Consider the following 13,986-nt stretch of genomic DNA (forward strand, 5'->3'; position numbering starts at 1 on the left):
TGAAACATGGAGAAAAGCTGATGACAATTGTCATCAGCTCAATATAAACTAGAATTTTTTATTCAATAAAAAATTCTTTCCTTTACTTTTCACTCTTAGTTCTTCACTTTTCACTTTATTAAATAATTTCTGGCTCTGGATATTCCACTCCAAATGTTTCTACTGTTACTTCTTTCATTACCTGTGGTTCTACTGGTTTATCCATAGGATCTGTTTTAACTTCAGCTATTTTTAGAGCTATGTCTAATCCTTCAGTTATCTTACCAAATCCTGCGTATTGTCTATCTAAATGAGGAGCATCTCCCACCATAACAAAGAATTGGCTTCCTGCTGAATTAGGGTGCATAGCCCTTGCCATAGATAAAACACCTTCAGTGTGTTTTAAATCATTTTTAATACCATTAGAGGCAAATTCCCCCTTTATAGAATAACCTGGTCCACCTACTCCTGTCCCCTCTGGGCAGCCGCCTTGGATAACAAATCCTGGAATTACTCTATGAAAAGTTAATCCATTATAAAAGCCTTTCTTTATTAAACTAATAAAGTTATTTACTGTATTTGGAGCTATTTCAGGATACAATTCCCCCTTCATCATATCTCCATTTTCCATAAGTATAGTAACTACTGGATTCTGCATAATTATTCCTCCTTTTCTTGTAATACAAAGCTAATTATATTATTTGTAGTTATAATTTACAATAAAAATGTAAATGAAAATTGCCATAAATACTATTTTTACATAGCATCTATAGCAATTATTATATCCGAATCCCTAAAGGATAGTTTTTCTAATGTACGATTAAATCATCTAATTTGCAGCATAGTATGTTGGCTAATACAACAACCTTTTGTAAACTGGGGTTCTTCTTGTCTCCTCTCTCAAGTTCTTCTAAATAGGATTTTGAAATTGAGGTTAAATATTTAGAATCTTTAGTCAGGTTCTCAACATCAGTAGCAGTATACCCTAACCTTAATCTATACTCCCTTATTTTTTTCCCATCTAACATTTAAAGACCCCCTTATTTAATTATATAGGTTTCCTAAATTTATTATATCATGTTTACGCAGAAAATTGTACATGTACTTTGTAAAATCTATATTATCAATTGTAAACTTTATATTAACATACGTGCCATTCCGAATTACATTTTATAAAATAATTTTATTATACTTATATTTATGTACAAATTTAATTGTTTGAAACAAAACCATAGTAAAAAATGCCCCCTAAAACATTAAATTTTAGAGGGCTCATTTTATATAGTTAACATATTTTCAGCTCTTTCCTTTGCTTTTCTTAAAAAACTTTCTATGCTTTCCTTTTCTTCTCTTGCTTTCTCCTCTGTGATTTTTCCCCTGCCAAGTCTATCACAAACTGCAAGCAGAGCTATTTCCTCTGGAGAAACCTGTTCTAGCATTTTATCTAATTCTCCAAAGGGCATATTTTTTGCTATAAATAGTGGCTGCATATGCCATCTTACTAGAAGTGAAACCTTTTTTATAAAGTCTTTGTCATTAGTAAACTCTTCTAAAAATTTTATAGCCATACCTGCTCCTACTTTATCGTGGTCATAAGAAGTTATTCTTCCCTTTCTCAATTTAGTGGTAGGAGCTTTCCCTATATCATGAAGTAATGCTGCCCACATAAATACTCTTTTATCACTGCTTAAGTGTTTATTTTCTGCTGCCTTATCCAACACCATCATAGTATGTTTCCAGACGGTTCCTTCAGGGTGATGTTTAGGACTTTGCTCTATCTTTATTAAATCCCATAAAAAGTTCAGTGGATATATTTCTTTAAACATCTCAGCTCTAGCCAAATCATCAAAGTATATAGAAGGTTTATCATCCTTTAAAAGATGTTTATCAAATTCTAGAAATATTTCTTTTTTGTCTTTCATAATAATCTTCCTTTACTTTTTAGTTTCAGGAACAGGCTGCTGATTCTTATTTCTCTTTTTAGTATCATAAGTTGGATTTTCATTTGGAGTAGGTCTTTTCATACCTTTTTTAGCCATTTTAATTCCTCCCTTGTATTATCTCATTATGAAATAGTATTTTAAACATATTTTTTGCTTTTAATTATGTTTAATACGTGGATAACATAGGAAAATTAATATGGGGACTAGTGAAAAGTCCCCATAAATATATTATTTCTTTAATTTTTCATTATAAAATTTAACGGCCTCATTTACTCCATTTATTACTGCATCTGTACTTATAGTAGCTCCTGATAAAGCTTCTATTTCACTATTATCTTTTGGTTTCTCCTTTACACTTTTAAGAGGTTTATCTGTAGGTTTATTCTTAAATTTATCCGTAAATTCTTCTTTAAGTATGTCATCTCCTAAACTTTCTGTTTCCTTTTGTTTTACTACTTTTATATTGGTAATACTACCCTTTACAGAAATACCTACCATAGTTTTAACTTCATCATTCATACCTTTAGCAGAAGCCGTAATAGCATAACCTAACAATTCTTCTCCCTTGTATATTCCCTTAACATCAGTAATCTTTTCATTTAACTGAGCATCTATTGGCTTCATAGTTTCTCCTTCAGGAATTATATCCTTTGGAGTTATCTCTTTATTCTCATCTTCAACGGTTTCACCTAGGACTTTTCCTTTATAAAATTTTATAGCCTCATTGACTCCAGAATTTACTGCACCAGAAGTAATTGTAGCTCCGGTTATAGCTTGCACTTGATTTTCCTTTGAAGGAGAAGTTTTTACCAATTCAAGCTTTTCTTTAATTGGTTTATCTTTGAATCTTCCCATAAATTCTTCTTTTTCCACAATGTCTCCTATTCCAGGAGTTTCCGAATGAGTTACTACTTTAAGTCCTCCTATTTTACCATCCTCGTATATGCCAACTGTCATTTTTATAGGCCCACCCATGCCTTTAGGGGAAACTATAATTGCATGTCCTACTAACTCACCCTTTTCATATGCTTCATAAGCATCATTAACTACATCATCTTTTGCAATTTCTACATTCATTTTTTTAACATCATCTGCATTTTTGTTAGGCAATATTGCATTTAACTGCAAACTCTCCATCTTTTCTCTTGCTGCTATTACATCTTTTGTAGCTTCATGCGTAATACCTAATATAAGCCCAGAAAGAGCAGTTATTGTAAATAACACTACCACATATTTTACTCTATTTTTCACTTATAAATACCCCCATATTATTAAATTTTACAAATTATCAATCTAATAATTCGGAAAATAAAGGGACTTTATACCAATTAAAGTCCCTAACCTTTTTACCATAAATTATATAACTATTCTTTTAATGGAACTACAGCTTCCTTTGTATCTCCTTTTTTAGCATTTTCCAGTGCAGTCTTTGATAAGGTTTTAAAGTTTGTCACAGAATTAGTAGCCCCTGTTATTGCATCTACTTTATCTACATCCTGCTTTTCTACTAAATCTTTTTCTAATTTTGGACAGAATTCATCTGGAGATGTTCCTGATTTTGGCTTCATAGCTTTAGTATATTCTGCATCCTCTGATTTTCTCTTATTGTCCTTGTTTAAATAGTCAAAATCCACAGTAGCTATTTTCCCATCCTTTATTTCTATTTCTGCAAAAGCCTTCCACCCATGGGAATCTAACTTATCATATGCAGCCTTATATTTCCCATCTTTATAGGCTGAGCCTGCTGGTGCCTTTGTTTCCTTGCTTCCGCAACCAGCCAACAATGATAATGATAAAATAGAAGTTAAGGCAATACTTAATGCTTTTTTCATAAAAAACTCTCCCCCTTAAAATTGTAAAATATTTCATTCATCATTTTTATGTTAATATATTATCAAAGCTGTGTCAATATAAAATTGACATATTTCCTATAATATTCTTGAAAAAGAACAACTTAATTCATGTATTAGTTTATAAAATTCATTTATTTTCTCCTTACTATTCTATATGATATTAAATATAATTTATTCTTAAAAATAAAAAGCTTTATCCCAATTTTTAAATTAGAATAAAGCTTTTTATCTTATAATTCTTTTATTAAATTTGCCATTTCAATAGCAGCAACTGCTGCTTCATAACCTTTATTTCCTGATTTTGTTCCTGCCCTTTCAATAGCCTGTTCAATATTCTCTGTAGTAAGCACTCCAAATATTATTGGTACTTCTTCATCTAAGGATACCTTTGCTATTCCCTTAGTTACCTCTCCTGCAACAAGTTCATAATGTGATGTAGCTCCTCTTATAACTGCTCCTAAACATACAACTCCATCATATTTTTTAGATTTCGCCATTTTTTTAGCAATAAGAGGTATTTCAAAAGCTCCTGGTACCCATGCTATTTCTATATCCTCATCTTTTACACCATGTCTTTTAAATCCATCTAAAGCCCCTGTCAAAAGCTTGCTTCCAATGAATTCATTAAATCTTCCTATAACTATACCAAATTTTAAACCTTCTGCAATTAATTTTCCTTCATACATTTTCATTTTGCACTCCTCCTAAAACCTTATTTTCTTTATCCATAGCTGCTATTTCTATGAATCACTTGATTCTTCATTATCTAAAGTTAGTAAATGTCCCATTTTTTCTTTCTTAGTTCTTAAGTAAAATTCACTTTCTTCATGTGAGTGAATTTCTATTGGTATTCTATCTACTATTTTTAAATCATATCCTGAAAGCCCTGATATTTTCTTAGGATTATTGGTCATAAGCTTAACTTGTTTTACTCCTAAGTCCTTAAGTATCTGAGCTCCAATACCATAATCCCTTAAATCTGGTGGAAATCCTAATGCTATATTAGCTTCTACTGTATCCATGCCTTGGTCTTGAAGGGCATAGGCTTTTAGCTTATTTATTAGTCCTATGCCTCTTCCTTCCTGACGCATATATACTAAGACTCCTCTTCCTTCTTTAGCAATAGCTTTCATTGCTGCAGCATATTGATCGCCGCAATCGCATCTTATAGAACCTAGTGCATCCCCAGTAAGGCACTCAGAGTGCATTCTAACCAGCACTGGTTCCTCACTATTTATGTCTCCCTTAACCAAAGCCACATGATGCTCACCATTTAATTTGTTAACATAACCATATATAGTAAACTCACCATATTTAGTTGGCATTTTTGCTTTAGTTACCTTTTCTATTAATGATTCATTTCTTCTCCTATATGAAATAAGATCAGCAATTGTTATTATTTTTAAATTATGTTCTTTTACATATTCCATAAGCTGAGGGGTTCTGGACATAGTTCCATCTTCATTCATAATCTCACAAATTACTCCTGCTGGATAAAATCCAGCTAATCTTGCTAGGTCTACTGAAGCTTCTGTATGACCAGCCCTTTTTAACACTCCTCCATCCCTAGCCTCTAATGGAAATACATGTCCAGGTCTATTAAAATCATCTTCTTTTGCTTGTGGATCTAAAACCTTTCTTATAGTATCTGCTCTTTCAAATGCTGAAATTCCCGTGGTAGTTTCCTTAGCATCTATTGATACTGTAAAAGCAGTGCCATTGTAATCTGTATTCTCATCTACCATCTGACATATATTTAACTGTTTTAATCTTTCTCCTATTACAGGCATACATATAAGGCCTCTTCCATACTTAGACATAAAATTAATAGCTTCAGGAGTAACCTTTTCCGCTGCTATAATCAAATCGCCTTCATTTTCTCTATCCTCATCATCTATAACTACTACCATTTTCCCTTCTTTTATATCTATAATAGCTTCTTCAATAGTATTAAACTTAAACATAATCAATACCATCCTTTCAAAATTTAATAAAACCCATGTTCACTTAAGAAATTTAAATCTAAGGGACTTTTATTTTCCTCTTTTGAGTTAAATCCTGATAACCTTTCCACATATTTCCCAATAAGATCACATTCCAGATTAACCTTATCACCAATTTTCTTGTTTAAAAGAGTAGTCTCTTCTCCTGTATGAGGTATTATGGAAACCTTGAACATTTTTTTATCCACATAGGCTACAGTTAAACTTACGCCATCAATGGCAATTGAACCTTTGTTGATAATATATTTTAAAATTTCCTCATGAGCCTCTATAGAAATCCATACTGCATTATCCTCTTTTTTAAACTCTTTTATCACTCCGGTACCATCTATGTGACCACTTACTATGTGTCCCCCTAGTCTGTCAGAAAGCTTTAATGCTCTTTCTAAATTAACCTTGCTGCCTATAGATATATTACTTAAACTACTTTTTCTCATAGTTTCAGGCATTACATCCACAGTAAAACTATCCTTTGTAAAGTGAGTCACTGTAAGACAAACCCCATTGGTAGCTATGCTGTCTCCCAGCTTTACATCTTCTAATATGTTTTTAGCTCCTATGGTAATACTAGCTGATTCCGCCCCCTTATTTATACCCTTAATTATTCCTATTTCCTCTACAATACCTGTAAACAAAGCATCACCCCCTTCATTCTAGGTATCCTTCTATCAAAATATCATCATCAAATCTGGTTATATTTATGTCTTTTAAATTTATTGCATCTTTCATAAATTCTATTCCTTCTCCTGCTACAGAAGTTTTAGCTAAAGCGCCTCCTATTATTTTAGGTGCAATAAATGTCATAACTTTATCTACTATTCCTGCCCTCAGTGCTGAATAATTTAAAGTTCCCCCTCCCTCTAAAAGTACACTATCTATTTTTTCTTCTCCTAACTTTTTCATAAGAAAATTCAAGTCCACTCTGTCTTCCTTAAGGGGAGTAATTATTATTTCTCCTCCTAATTCTTTTATTGAATTTAATTTATCCTTTGAAGCTTTTTCTGTGGTAGCAATTATTGTCCTTCCTTTTTCCTTAAATACCTTAGAATCAAGAGGAATTCTAGCACTGCTATCTGTTATTATTCTTACGGGATTTCTTCCTTTTATATCCTTAAGCCTTGTTGTTAAACTTGGATTATCCTTTATTACAGTGTCTGCTCCTACCATAATTGCAGAAAGTCTATGTCTTATATAATGTACATATTCCCTAGATTTTTCATTGGTTACCCATTTTGAATCTCCAGTTATTGTAGCAATTTTGCCATCTAAAGTGCTGGCAGTTTTCATTATGCAAAATGGCTCTTTTGTAGTTATATATTTTATAAAAATTTCATTTAATTTTCTTGATTCTTCTTCAAGCAATCCTAATTCAACTTCAATTCCATTATTTTTAAGTATTTCTATCCCCTTTCCTGAAACTAAAGGATTGGGATCCATCATAGAAATTGTAACCTTTTTTATGCCTTTTTCTACAATTGCCTTAGCACAAGGTGGTGTTTTACCATAATGTGAACAAGGCTCTAAGGTAACATACATATGAGCATTCCTCACATTTTCTACAGCATTATTAAAAGCATTTACTTCAGCATGAGAACCTCCATAGGCTTTATGATACCCTTCTCCTATTATTTTTCCGTCCTTTACTATAACTGCCCCTACTAGTGGGTTAGGATTTACAGCACCTATTCCTAGCTTTGCCAGTTCCAATGCTCTTCTCATATACTTTTCTTCCAAACTACTCATCTCCCATATTATAGTTTGCCCTTTAGAAAAGCTTTTAATTAAATTTCAGCTTATTCCTAAGGTAAGATTTTTATATTTATTCTTTATTTTTAAAGACCAAAAAAGCCCTGAAATTTCTTTCAGGGCTTAAAATACGAACTTATAATATTACATCGTAACTTTTAGTTGATAGTTCACAGCAACAATTAAAAAAAACCTTTTCTTGGTACTATGAAAAACTTAAATTAAAATTTTTCCATAATGCCAATGAAGAAAAATTCTCCTTATCTGTACTCTATGCTCTGTTATCTGTACTCTAAAAAATTACCATGTAATTTTGTTTCGCTTTCCTTCTTTTATCCAGACTTTACTGTCGGCCCCGGAATTTCACCAGATCTGCCTTTCGGCTGGCGGGCTTTACCGCCGGTATGGAATTTCACCAAACCCTGAAGGACTAATTCTATTTAATTTCCGATTTAAGAATATCACTTTTTTTTTACCATGTCAATTATTGTTTTTTGAATATTTATATTTATACAAATTTAAGAATATTATTGACATGTTATACATAAATATATAAAATATAATCAGTACGTTTGTTAAATACATTTGTTTTCAAAAGGAAGACATATCTGATAATACTAGTTCTACCATTACTTAGATAATTTTTTATTTAAAAGGGGGATAAAAATGACTATAGAAGAATTAAAACAGCTAGTTTGTAACACTATTGATAAAAATTCAGATAAACTTATCTCTTTTGCTAAAGACTTAGAAAAATGCCCTGAGTTAGGTTTTAAAGAAGAAAGGACCTCAGAAAAAGTTTGTCAATTCTTTAAAGAATTAAATTTACCTTACAGAAATAAATTAGCCATAACAGGGGTGAAAGCTAAACTAAAAGAAAACTCTTCTGGTCCTAATGTAGCAATACTTGGAGAGCTAGATGGAGTTATATGCTTTGATAGCCCAAAAGCTAACAAAGAAACTGGGGCTTCCCATACTTGTGGACACAATCTTCAAATTACCACAATGCTAGGGGCTGCACTTGGACTTAAATTATCAGGAATTGAAGATAAACTAGCCGGTAATGTAACATTTATGGGTGTTCCTGCAGAGGAATATATAGAAATAGAATACAGACAAAAGCTTAGGGAAGATGGAAAGCTCCATTTTTTAGCTGGAAAACAAGAGCTCATATATAGAGGTGAATTGGATGATATAGATATTGCTATGATGATGCATTCACGAAAAAATTGTCCTAAACCTACTGTAGCTATAGGAGAAACCAGTAATGGATTTCTTGGAAAAACAATTCAATATATCGGACAAGCTGCACATGCTGCAGAAGCTCCTCATAATGGAGTAAATGCACTAAATGCTGCTATGCTTGGTATCATGGGAATAAATGCTTTAAGAGAGACCTTTAGGGATGAGGATTCTATAAGAGTTCATCCAATCATAACTAAAGGGGGAGATACTGTAAACAGTGTTCCTTCTGATGTTAAAATGGAAAGCTACGTTAGGGCAAATAATGTAGATGCTATGAAATTAACTAATGAAAAAGTGGATAGAGCATTAATTGCCGGTGGATATGCTATAGGTGCTAAAACCATAATTAATACAATACCTGGCCATCTTCCATTAAAATGTTCTAAATATGTGAACTCATTATTTGAAGAAAATAGTAAAACTCTACTACCTGAAGATAGGGTTATAGATGCAGGTCACTTTGCTGCTTCTACTGATATGGGTGATGTGTCAAATCTAATACCTTCAATACATCCTTTTATAGGAGGAGTATCCGGAGCTTTACATACAAAAGATTTTAAAGTAGAAGATTATTATGCAGCTTGTGTACTGCCTGCAAAGATAATGGCAATGACAGTAATAGATCTTTTGTATAATAATGGAGAAAAGGCTAAACAAGTTATGGATTCCTTTATTCCAACTTTTAAAAATAAGAAAGAATATATTAATTTCTTAGAAAGCTGTTTTGAAAGGAAGGTGCAATAATGAAAAATTGGAAAAACCATATATTAGTTCTTATATTGGTTATTATATCTGAAATGATAGGAATAGTTAAATATAAAGTTGGCCCTGGTACCATAGTTCTTTTACCAATGCTATATGCTTTAATATTTGGAGTACTTTTAACTCCTAAATTTTTAAAAATTGTAAATGATAAAGACATGAAGGATGCTGGAACTCTTACCACTGTTTCCCTAATGCTTTTAATGGCAAGATACGGAACAATGATAGGACCTACTTTACCAAAGATAATACAATCCAGTCCTGCATTAATACTTCAGGAGTTTGGTAATATAGGTACTGTATTCTTTGGAGTACCTCTGGCAGTAATGCTTGGTTTAAAGAGGGAAACCATTGGAGCAGCCCATTCTATAGCTCGTGAGCCTAATGTAGCCTTAATCAGTGATGTATATGGTCTTGAAGGTGCAGAAGGTCGAGGTGTTATGGGAGTATATATCTGTGGTACTGTTTTTGGAACTATATTCTTTGGAATTTTAGCTAGCTTTTGTGCTGCTTATCTTCCATTGCATCCATACTCCTTAGCTATGGCATCAGGAGTTGGAAGTGCCAGCATGATGACTGCAGCTGTTGGTTCATTAAGTGCAATGTATCCTGATATGAAAGATACCTTAGCTGCCTTTGGTGCTGCAAGTAATATGCTATCTGGATTAGACGGATTATATATGTCCTTATGGATATCACTACCATTAACAGAATGGTTATATAAAAGATTCTATAGAATAAAATATGGAGTAGAGGCTCCAAAAGTAAATCCTTCTGAGGAGGCTTAATTATGAAGATTAAAGATTCTCTTTTTATATTAGTTTTAATAGGAATTCTTTCATTAGTTGGAAATATGATTGGCCCTAAAAATAATATTTTAGAAGCTATACCTGGAATGATTATTTTAATTGCAATATCAATTGGAGGAATTATACTTGCTAAAGTTATTCCTGGAAAAATTCCTGCTGTTGCTTATATTGTTACTTTAGGATGTATTGTTACCTACCCAGGAATACCAGGTGCTGCAATAATTTCAAATTATATTTCAAAGGTAGATTTCTTAGCTCTTACTACCCCTATTCTTGCATATGTAGGTATATCTATTGGTAAAGATTTAGACACCTTTAAGAAATCTGGCTGGAGAATTGCAGTTGTTTCAATTTTTGTATTTACAGGAACCTATCTAGGTTCTGCTGTAATAGCTCAATTTATTTTAAAATGCTTAGGCCAAATATAAAAATTTAATATAGAAAACCGCTTTTCTAAAAAGGGATCTGATTCCACCTAATTTTAATCAGATTCCTTTTTTATTCATTTCCTCTAGTTTCCTATAAAGAGTAGCTGTACTTATCTTTAGTTTTTTAGCTATATTTTTTTTTGCTTCAGTACTATCTCCATAATGATTAATTAACTTATTTATTACTTCTTTTTCATATATGGCTACCATTTCTTTAAGTCCTGCTTCTTCTGAGATATTATCCTTATTTGTGGTTATTCTTTTTTCCAGCAATTTTTCTTCTATTAAGTCCCCTTGCTCAAAATTAATAGCATATTCTATAATATTCTGTAATTCTCTTACATTCCCAGGGAAAGAGTAATTTAATAGCATATCTTTACTACATTGTGTGAATCCCTTAATACTTTTACCATAGATCTTATTAAATCTATTTAAAAAATAAGTAGCTAATTCTATTATATCTCCTCTTCTTTCCCTTAAAGGAGGGATATTTATAGGTATAACACTTAATCTATAAAATAAGTCCTCTCTAAATTCTTTTTTCTTTATTTTCTCAATTAAATTTTTATTTGTGGCTGCTATTATTCTACAATCAATTTCTATAGGTTTTATACCACCCACTCTTACAATGCTTTTTTCTTCCAACACCCTTAGAAGTTTCACCTGTAGATGAAGAGGTAAATCTCCTATTTCATCTAGAAATATGGTTCCATTCTTAGCAGTTTCAAATTTTCCAATCTTTCCATTGGGATTAGCTCCAGTAAAAGCACCTTTATCATAACCAAAAAGTTCACTTTCTATTAAATTTTCCGGTATAGCTCCACAATTTATAGGAAGAAACAGTTCATTTTTTCTATCACTTTCTCCATGAATAGCTCTTGCAAATAATTCCTTTCCTGTACCACTTTCCCCCAAAAGCAAAACAGGAGCACTACCCTTAGCAATATGCTTTGCCTGATTCTTTACCTGCATAAAGTTTGGGCTATGTCCTATAAGCTCATCAAAACCATAATTATCCCATTTACCACTTATTTTTAAAACTGATCTCTGCAATTTATTAAAATCCTTTAAGGTAATAACAGCACTTACCATTTTTTCATCCATGTATATAGGAACCAAGGATAATATAAATTTATATTTCACTTCCCCCACTTTTATATTTACTTCTTCTTCTTGTAATTTATAATTCTTTTCTTTAAATTTATTTACAATAAAAGCTGGTAATATTATTTCTATATTTTTACCTACAATATTTCCTTTCCCTAGTTCCTTCCTTATGTACTCATTGACAGATAATATAATATTATTTTTACCTATGATTATAATTCCCTCATCTACAGAATCGATTACTGTCAGCAACTCAACAGATTTATATTTCAATCTATTTGAAATAGTATTTTCTTTAACACGAGAGGATATAAGTTCACTCAATCTATTATCAAAATCTTTATAGCTTTCCTGTTTTTTTAAGAAAATAGACTTTTGTTTTTCAGAAAAAGCTATCATCCCTATAACTCCTTCAACTTTTCCTTCTATTATTATAGGGAAGCAAACTTCTGCCTTTTCTTTACAATTATCATTTGTTTCACAGCTTAAACATTCTTCACAATTTACAGGATTACTTATGAAATAGCTTTTCCCTGTATCTATGCATTTTTGGAAAACTGAATTTTCAGGACCCCTAGAGCCAATTTTATTTTTTAGCTTTCCGGTGCCTGCAATTCTTTTAAGATTCTTATCCATAATAGTTATATCTATGTTCACAATTGCTTTAATAGTTTCCGCTATTTCTTGAAGTTCACTTTGTATTTTTTCTATCATATGCTTTAGTGACCCCCTTTAATTTATATTATCATCTGTCTCTTTTAACAATATTCCTCAACACCTTATTTTTTATGGTAAACTTTTTATCTGCCTTACATATTTCACAATCCGTATCCATAAAAAGAGATGGAGTCTTACTTTTAACTAATATTTGAGTTGGATATATGCTCTTATGCCCTACTATAAGGTAAGCTATAACACAAGCAATAGCCGCATACATACCTACATCAGATCCAAATAACTCCATTGATATAACTATTCCTGCAATAGGAGTATTGGTACAAGCAGCTAAAAAAGATACCATTCCTACTGCAGCATAAAAGGTACTGCCGCCATTTACTATATGGGCCCAAACACTTCCCGTAGCAGCACCTACATATAACATAGGAGTAAGTATTCCTCCGCTTCCACCAGAACCTAAAGTTAAAGAAGTGGTTAAGGTTTTCCAAAAGAAAGCTAATGGATTAATACTTTGCCCAGTAACTGCTCTTTCAATCACTTCTTCCCCTATTCCCATATAATCATGACTTCCAGTAACTAATACTATTAATAATACACATAATCCCCCTATAATTCCTTTTAAAGGTGCATATATATTCAATTTTTGAAAAAAACGTTCTACCCTATTTACGAATCTTATGAAAACCATAGCAAGTATACCTATAACTATTCCAAACAAAATCATTCTTAAAAGCATTATTCCAGTACTAAATTCTTTTATATTTATAAAATATTTGATTAATGTTTTTGTACCTAAAGCCTTTCCTACAAAAAAGCTTACAAATGCAGATATTAAAGAAGGAAATAATGCCAGATAGGAAAATTGGCCTATATACAATACTTCCGCTGCAAAAATAGCAGCTCCCACGGGAGCTCCAAATACTCCTACAAATCCTGAGGCTATACCACAAACTGCCACTCTTTTTCTATCAATATTTTTTAGTTTTAGCATCTCTCCAATTTTAGATGATATTCCTGCACCAATTTGTGTTGCTGGACCTTCCAATCCAACTGAACCACCAAATATTATAGTTATTAAAGTTGTAAGCAGTTTTACAGGTACAACCTTTATATCTACTCTGCCTTCTTTTTTATTTACTGCTTCTATAGCTTTTTCCGTACCATGACCTTTAGCTTCTGGTGCTAGCTTTAGAACTATAAAGCTACTCAAGAAAAATGCTAAAGGCATAAATAAAAAATAATATTTATTCTTATGAACTATAGAAGAACTTACATATACTAGCTTAACAAACAAGGCAGTAGCTCCACCAACTACCAGTCCTATTATTACTGATAATACTACCCATTTAATCATGCTAGCCATTAGCACATATTCTTCTAATAAATCCTTTTTTATTTCTTTTCCCATAGAATCACCCTATTTTATATTAACA

Annotated in this window: 14 protein-coding genes and 1 riboswitch; of the genes, 3 read left to right on the forward strand and 11 right to left on the reverse strand. The window is 31.9% G+C overall.

All coding sequences use genetic code 11. The features are described 5' to 3' along the window. Positions 1 to 118 precede the first annotated feature (118 nt). The 9 genes from CLLI_RS08750 to ribD all read right to left on the reverse strand — a co-directional run bounded on the left by CLLI_RS08750 (position 119) and on the right by ribD (position 7,521). Positions 119 to 637 carry a peptidylprolyl isomerase gene (locus tag CLLI_RS08750; RefSeq protein WP_106063833.1) on the reverse strand — a complete coding sequence of 173 codons (519 nt, stop codon included), beginning with the start codon at positions 635 to 637 and terminating at the stop codon, positions 119 to 121. Between the two features lie 151 nt (positions 638 to 788). Beyond that, the gene (locus CLLI_RS08755) at positions 789 to 1,007 is read right to left on the reverse strand and encodes a helix-turn-helix domain-containing protein (protein ID WP_106063834.1); all 219 of its coding nucleotides are present in this window, start codon (positions 1,005 to 1,007) and stop codon (positions 789 to 791) included. Positions 1,008 to 1,256: 249 nt separating this feature from the next. Beyond that, positions 1,257 to 1,901 (reverse strand): HDIG domain-containing metalloprotein, encoded by a 645-nt coding sequence (locus CLLI_RS08760; RefSeq protein ID WP_106063835.1) that lies wholly within the window; start codon positions 1,899 to 1,901, stop codon positions 1,257 to 1,259. Between the two features lie 249 nt (positions 1,902 to 2,150). Next, the gene (locus tag CLLI_RS08765; RefSeq protein ID WP_106063836.1) at positions 2,151 to 3,173 is read right to left on the reverse strand and encodes an RnfABCDGE type electron transport complex subunit G; all 1,023 of its coding nucleotides are present in this window, start codon (positions 3,171 to 3,173) and stop codon (positions 2,151 to 2,153) included. Between the two features lie 113 nt (positions 3,174 to 3,286). Then, on the reverse strand, positions 3,287 to 3,754 hold the full coding sequence (locus tag CLLI_RS08770; protein WP_106063837.1) for an FMN-binding protein: 468 nt from the start codon (positions 3,752 to 3,754) through the stop codon (positions 3,287 to 3,289). A 251-nt stretch (positions 3,755 to 4,005) separates the two neighbouring features. Next, a complete protein-coding gene (gene ribH / locus CLLI_RS08775; protein ID WP_106063838.1) occupies positions 4,006 to 4,467 on the reverse strand; it encodes a 6,7-dimethyl-8-ribityllumazine synthase in 462 nt (153 codons plus the stop codon). A gap of 48 nt (positions 4,468 to 4,515) precedes the next feature. Continuing rightward, a complete protein-coding gene (locus CLLI_RS08780; RefSeq protein ID WP_278335575.1) occupies positions 4,516 to 5,742 on the reverse strand; it encodes a bifunctional 3,4-dihydroxy-2-butanone-4-phosphate synthase/GTP cyclohydrolase II in 1,227 nt (408 codons plus the stop codon). 20 nt (positions 5,743 to 5,762) lie between these two features. After that, entirely contained in the window at positions 5,763 to 6,413 is a 651-nt protein-coding gene (locus CLLI_RS08785) for a riboflavin synthase (RefSeq protein WP_106063840.1), read from the reverse strand. 13 nt (positions 6,414 to 6,426) lie between these two features. Continuing rightward, positions 6,427 to 7,521 (reverse strand): bifunctional diaminohydroxyphosphoribosylaminopyrimidine deaminase/5-amino-6-(5-phosphoribosylamino)uracil reductase RibD, encoded by a 1,095-nt coding sequence (ribD, locus tag CLLI_RS08790; RefSeq protein ID WP_341457003.1) that lies wholly within the window; start codon positions 7,519 to 7,521, stop codon positions 6,427 to 6,429. 323 nt (positions 7,522 to 7,844) lie between these two features. Beyond that, positions 7,845 to 7,958, reverse strand: a riboswitch (FMN riboswitch). 232 nt (positions 7,959 to 8,190) lie between these two features. On the opposite strand from ribD, the gene CLLI_RS08795 reads away from it, so the two are divergent. From CLLI_RS08795 to CLLI_RS08805, 3 genes are read left to right on the forward strand one after another with little or no spacing between them, the layout of a single operon-like run. Then, positions 8,191 to 9,513 (forward strand): amidohydrolase, encoded by a 1,323-nt coding sequence (locus CLLI_RS08795; RefSeq protein ID WP_106063842.1) that lies wholly within the window; start codon positions 8,191 to 8,193, stop codon positions 9,511 to 9,513. Next, positions 9,513 to 10,319, forward strand: coding sequence for a DUF3100 domain-containing protein (locus CLLI_RS08800; RefSeq protein WP_106063843.1), 807 nt, complete (start codon positions 9,513 to 9,515; stop codon positions 10,317 to 10,319). The genes CLLI_RS08795 and CLLI_RS08800 overlap by 1 nt, the downstream gene beginning before the upstream one ends. 2 nt (positions 10,320 to 10,321) lie before the next feature. Then, on the forward strand, positions 10,322 to 10,768 hold the full coding sequence (locus CLLI_RS08805; RefSeq protein ID WP_106063844.1) for a LysO family transporter: 447 nt from the start codon (positions 10,322 to 10,324) through the stop codon (positions 10,766 to 10,768). 57 nt (positions 10,769 to 10,825) lie between these two features. Here the strand turns inward: CLLI_RS08805 and CLLI_RS08810 are convergent, their stop codons facing one another. Continuing rightward, a complete protein-coding gene (locus CLLI_RS08810; protein WP_106063845.1) occupies positions 10,826 to 12,589 on the reverse strand; it encodes a sigma 54-interacting transcriptional regulator in 1,764 nt (587 codons plus the stop codon). A 31-nt stretch (positions 12,590 to 12,620) separates the two neighbouring features. Further along, complete coding sequence (locus CLLI_RS08815; protein WP_106063846.1) at positions 12,621 to 13,961, reverse strand: chloride channel protein; 1,341 nt, start codon at positions 13,959 to 13,961, stop codon at positions 12,621 to 12,623. Between the last annotated feature and the right edge of the window lie 25 nt (positions 13,962 to 13,986).

This window comes from Clostridium liquoris, from assembly GCF_002995785.1.
Taxonomy (GTDB): domain Bacteria; phylum Bacillota; class Clostridia; order Clostridiales; family Clostridiaceae; genus Clostridium_AO; species Clostridium_AO liquoris.

Excerpts from the sequence above, each read along its gene's own strand:
- CLLI_RS08750 (WP_106063833.1), bottom strand. The coding sequence starts at position 637 with ATGCAGAATCCAGTAGTTACTATACTTATGGAAAATGGAGATATGATG.
- CLLI_RS08755 (WP_106063834.1), bottom strand. The coding sequence starts at position 1,007 with ATGTTAGATGGGAAAAAAATAAGGGAGTATAGATTAAGGTTAGGGTAT.
- CLLI_RS08760 (WP_106063835.1), bottom strand. The coding sequence starts at position 1,901 with ATGAAAGACAAAAAAGAAATATTTCTAGAATTTGATAAACATCTTTTA.
- CLLI_RS08770 (WP_106063837.1), bottom strand. The coding sequence starts at position 3,754 with ATGAAAAAAGCATTAAGTATTGCCTTAACTTCTATTTTATCATTATCA.
- ribH (WP_106063838.1), bottom strand. The coding sequence starts at position 4,467 with ATGAAAATGTATGAAGGAAAATTAATTGCAGAAGGTTTAAAATTTGGT.
- ribD (WP_341457003.1), bottom strand. The coding sequence starts at position 7,521 with ATGAGTAGTTTGGAAGAAAAGTATATGAGAAGAGCATTGGAACTGGCA.
- CLLI_RS08795 (WP_106063842.1), top strand. The coding sequence starts at position 8,191 with ATGACTATAGAAGAATTAAAACAGCTAGTTTGTAACACTATTGATAAA.
- CLLI_RS08800 (WP_106063843.1), top strand. The coding sequence starts at position 9,513 with ATGAAAAATTGGAAAAACCATATATTAGTTCTTATATTGGTTATTATA.
- CLLI_RS08805 (WP_106063844.1), top strand. The coding sequence starts at position 10,322 with ATGAAGATTAAAGATTCTCTTTTTATATTAGTTTTAATAGGAATTCTT.
- CLLI_RS08810 (WP_106063845.1), bottom strand. The coding sequence starts at position 12,589 with ATGATAGAAAAAATACAAAGTGAACTTCAAGAAATAGCGGAAACTATT.
- CLLI_RS08815 (WP_106063846.1), bottom strand. The coding sequence starts at position 13,961 with ATGGGAAAAGAAATAAAAAAGGATTTATTAGAAGAATATGTGCTAATG.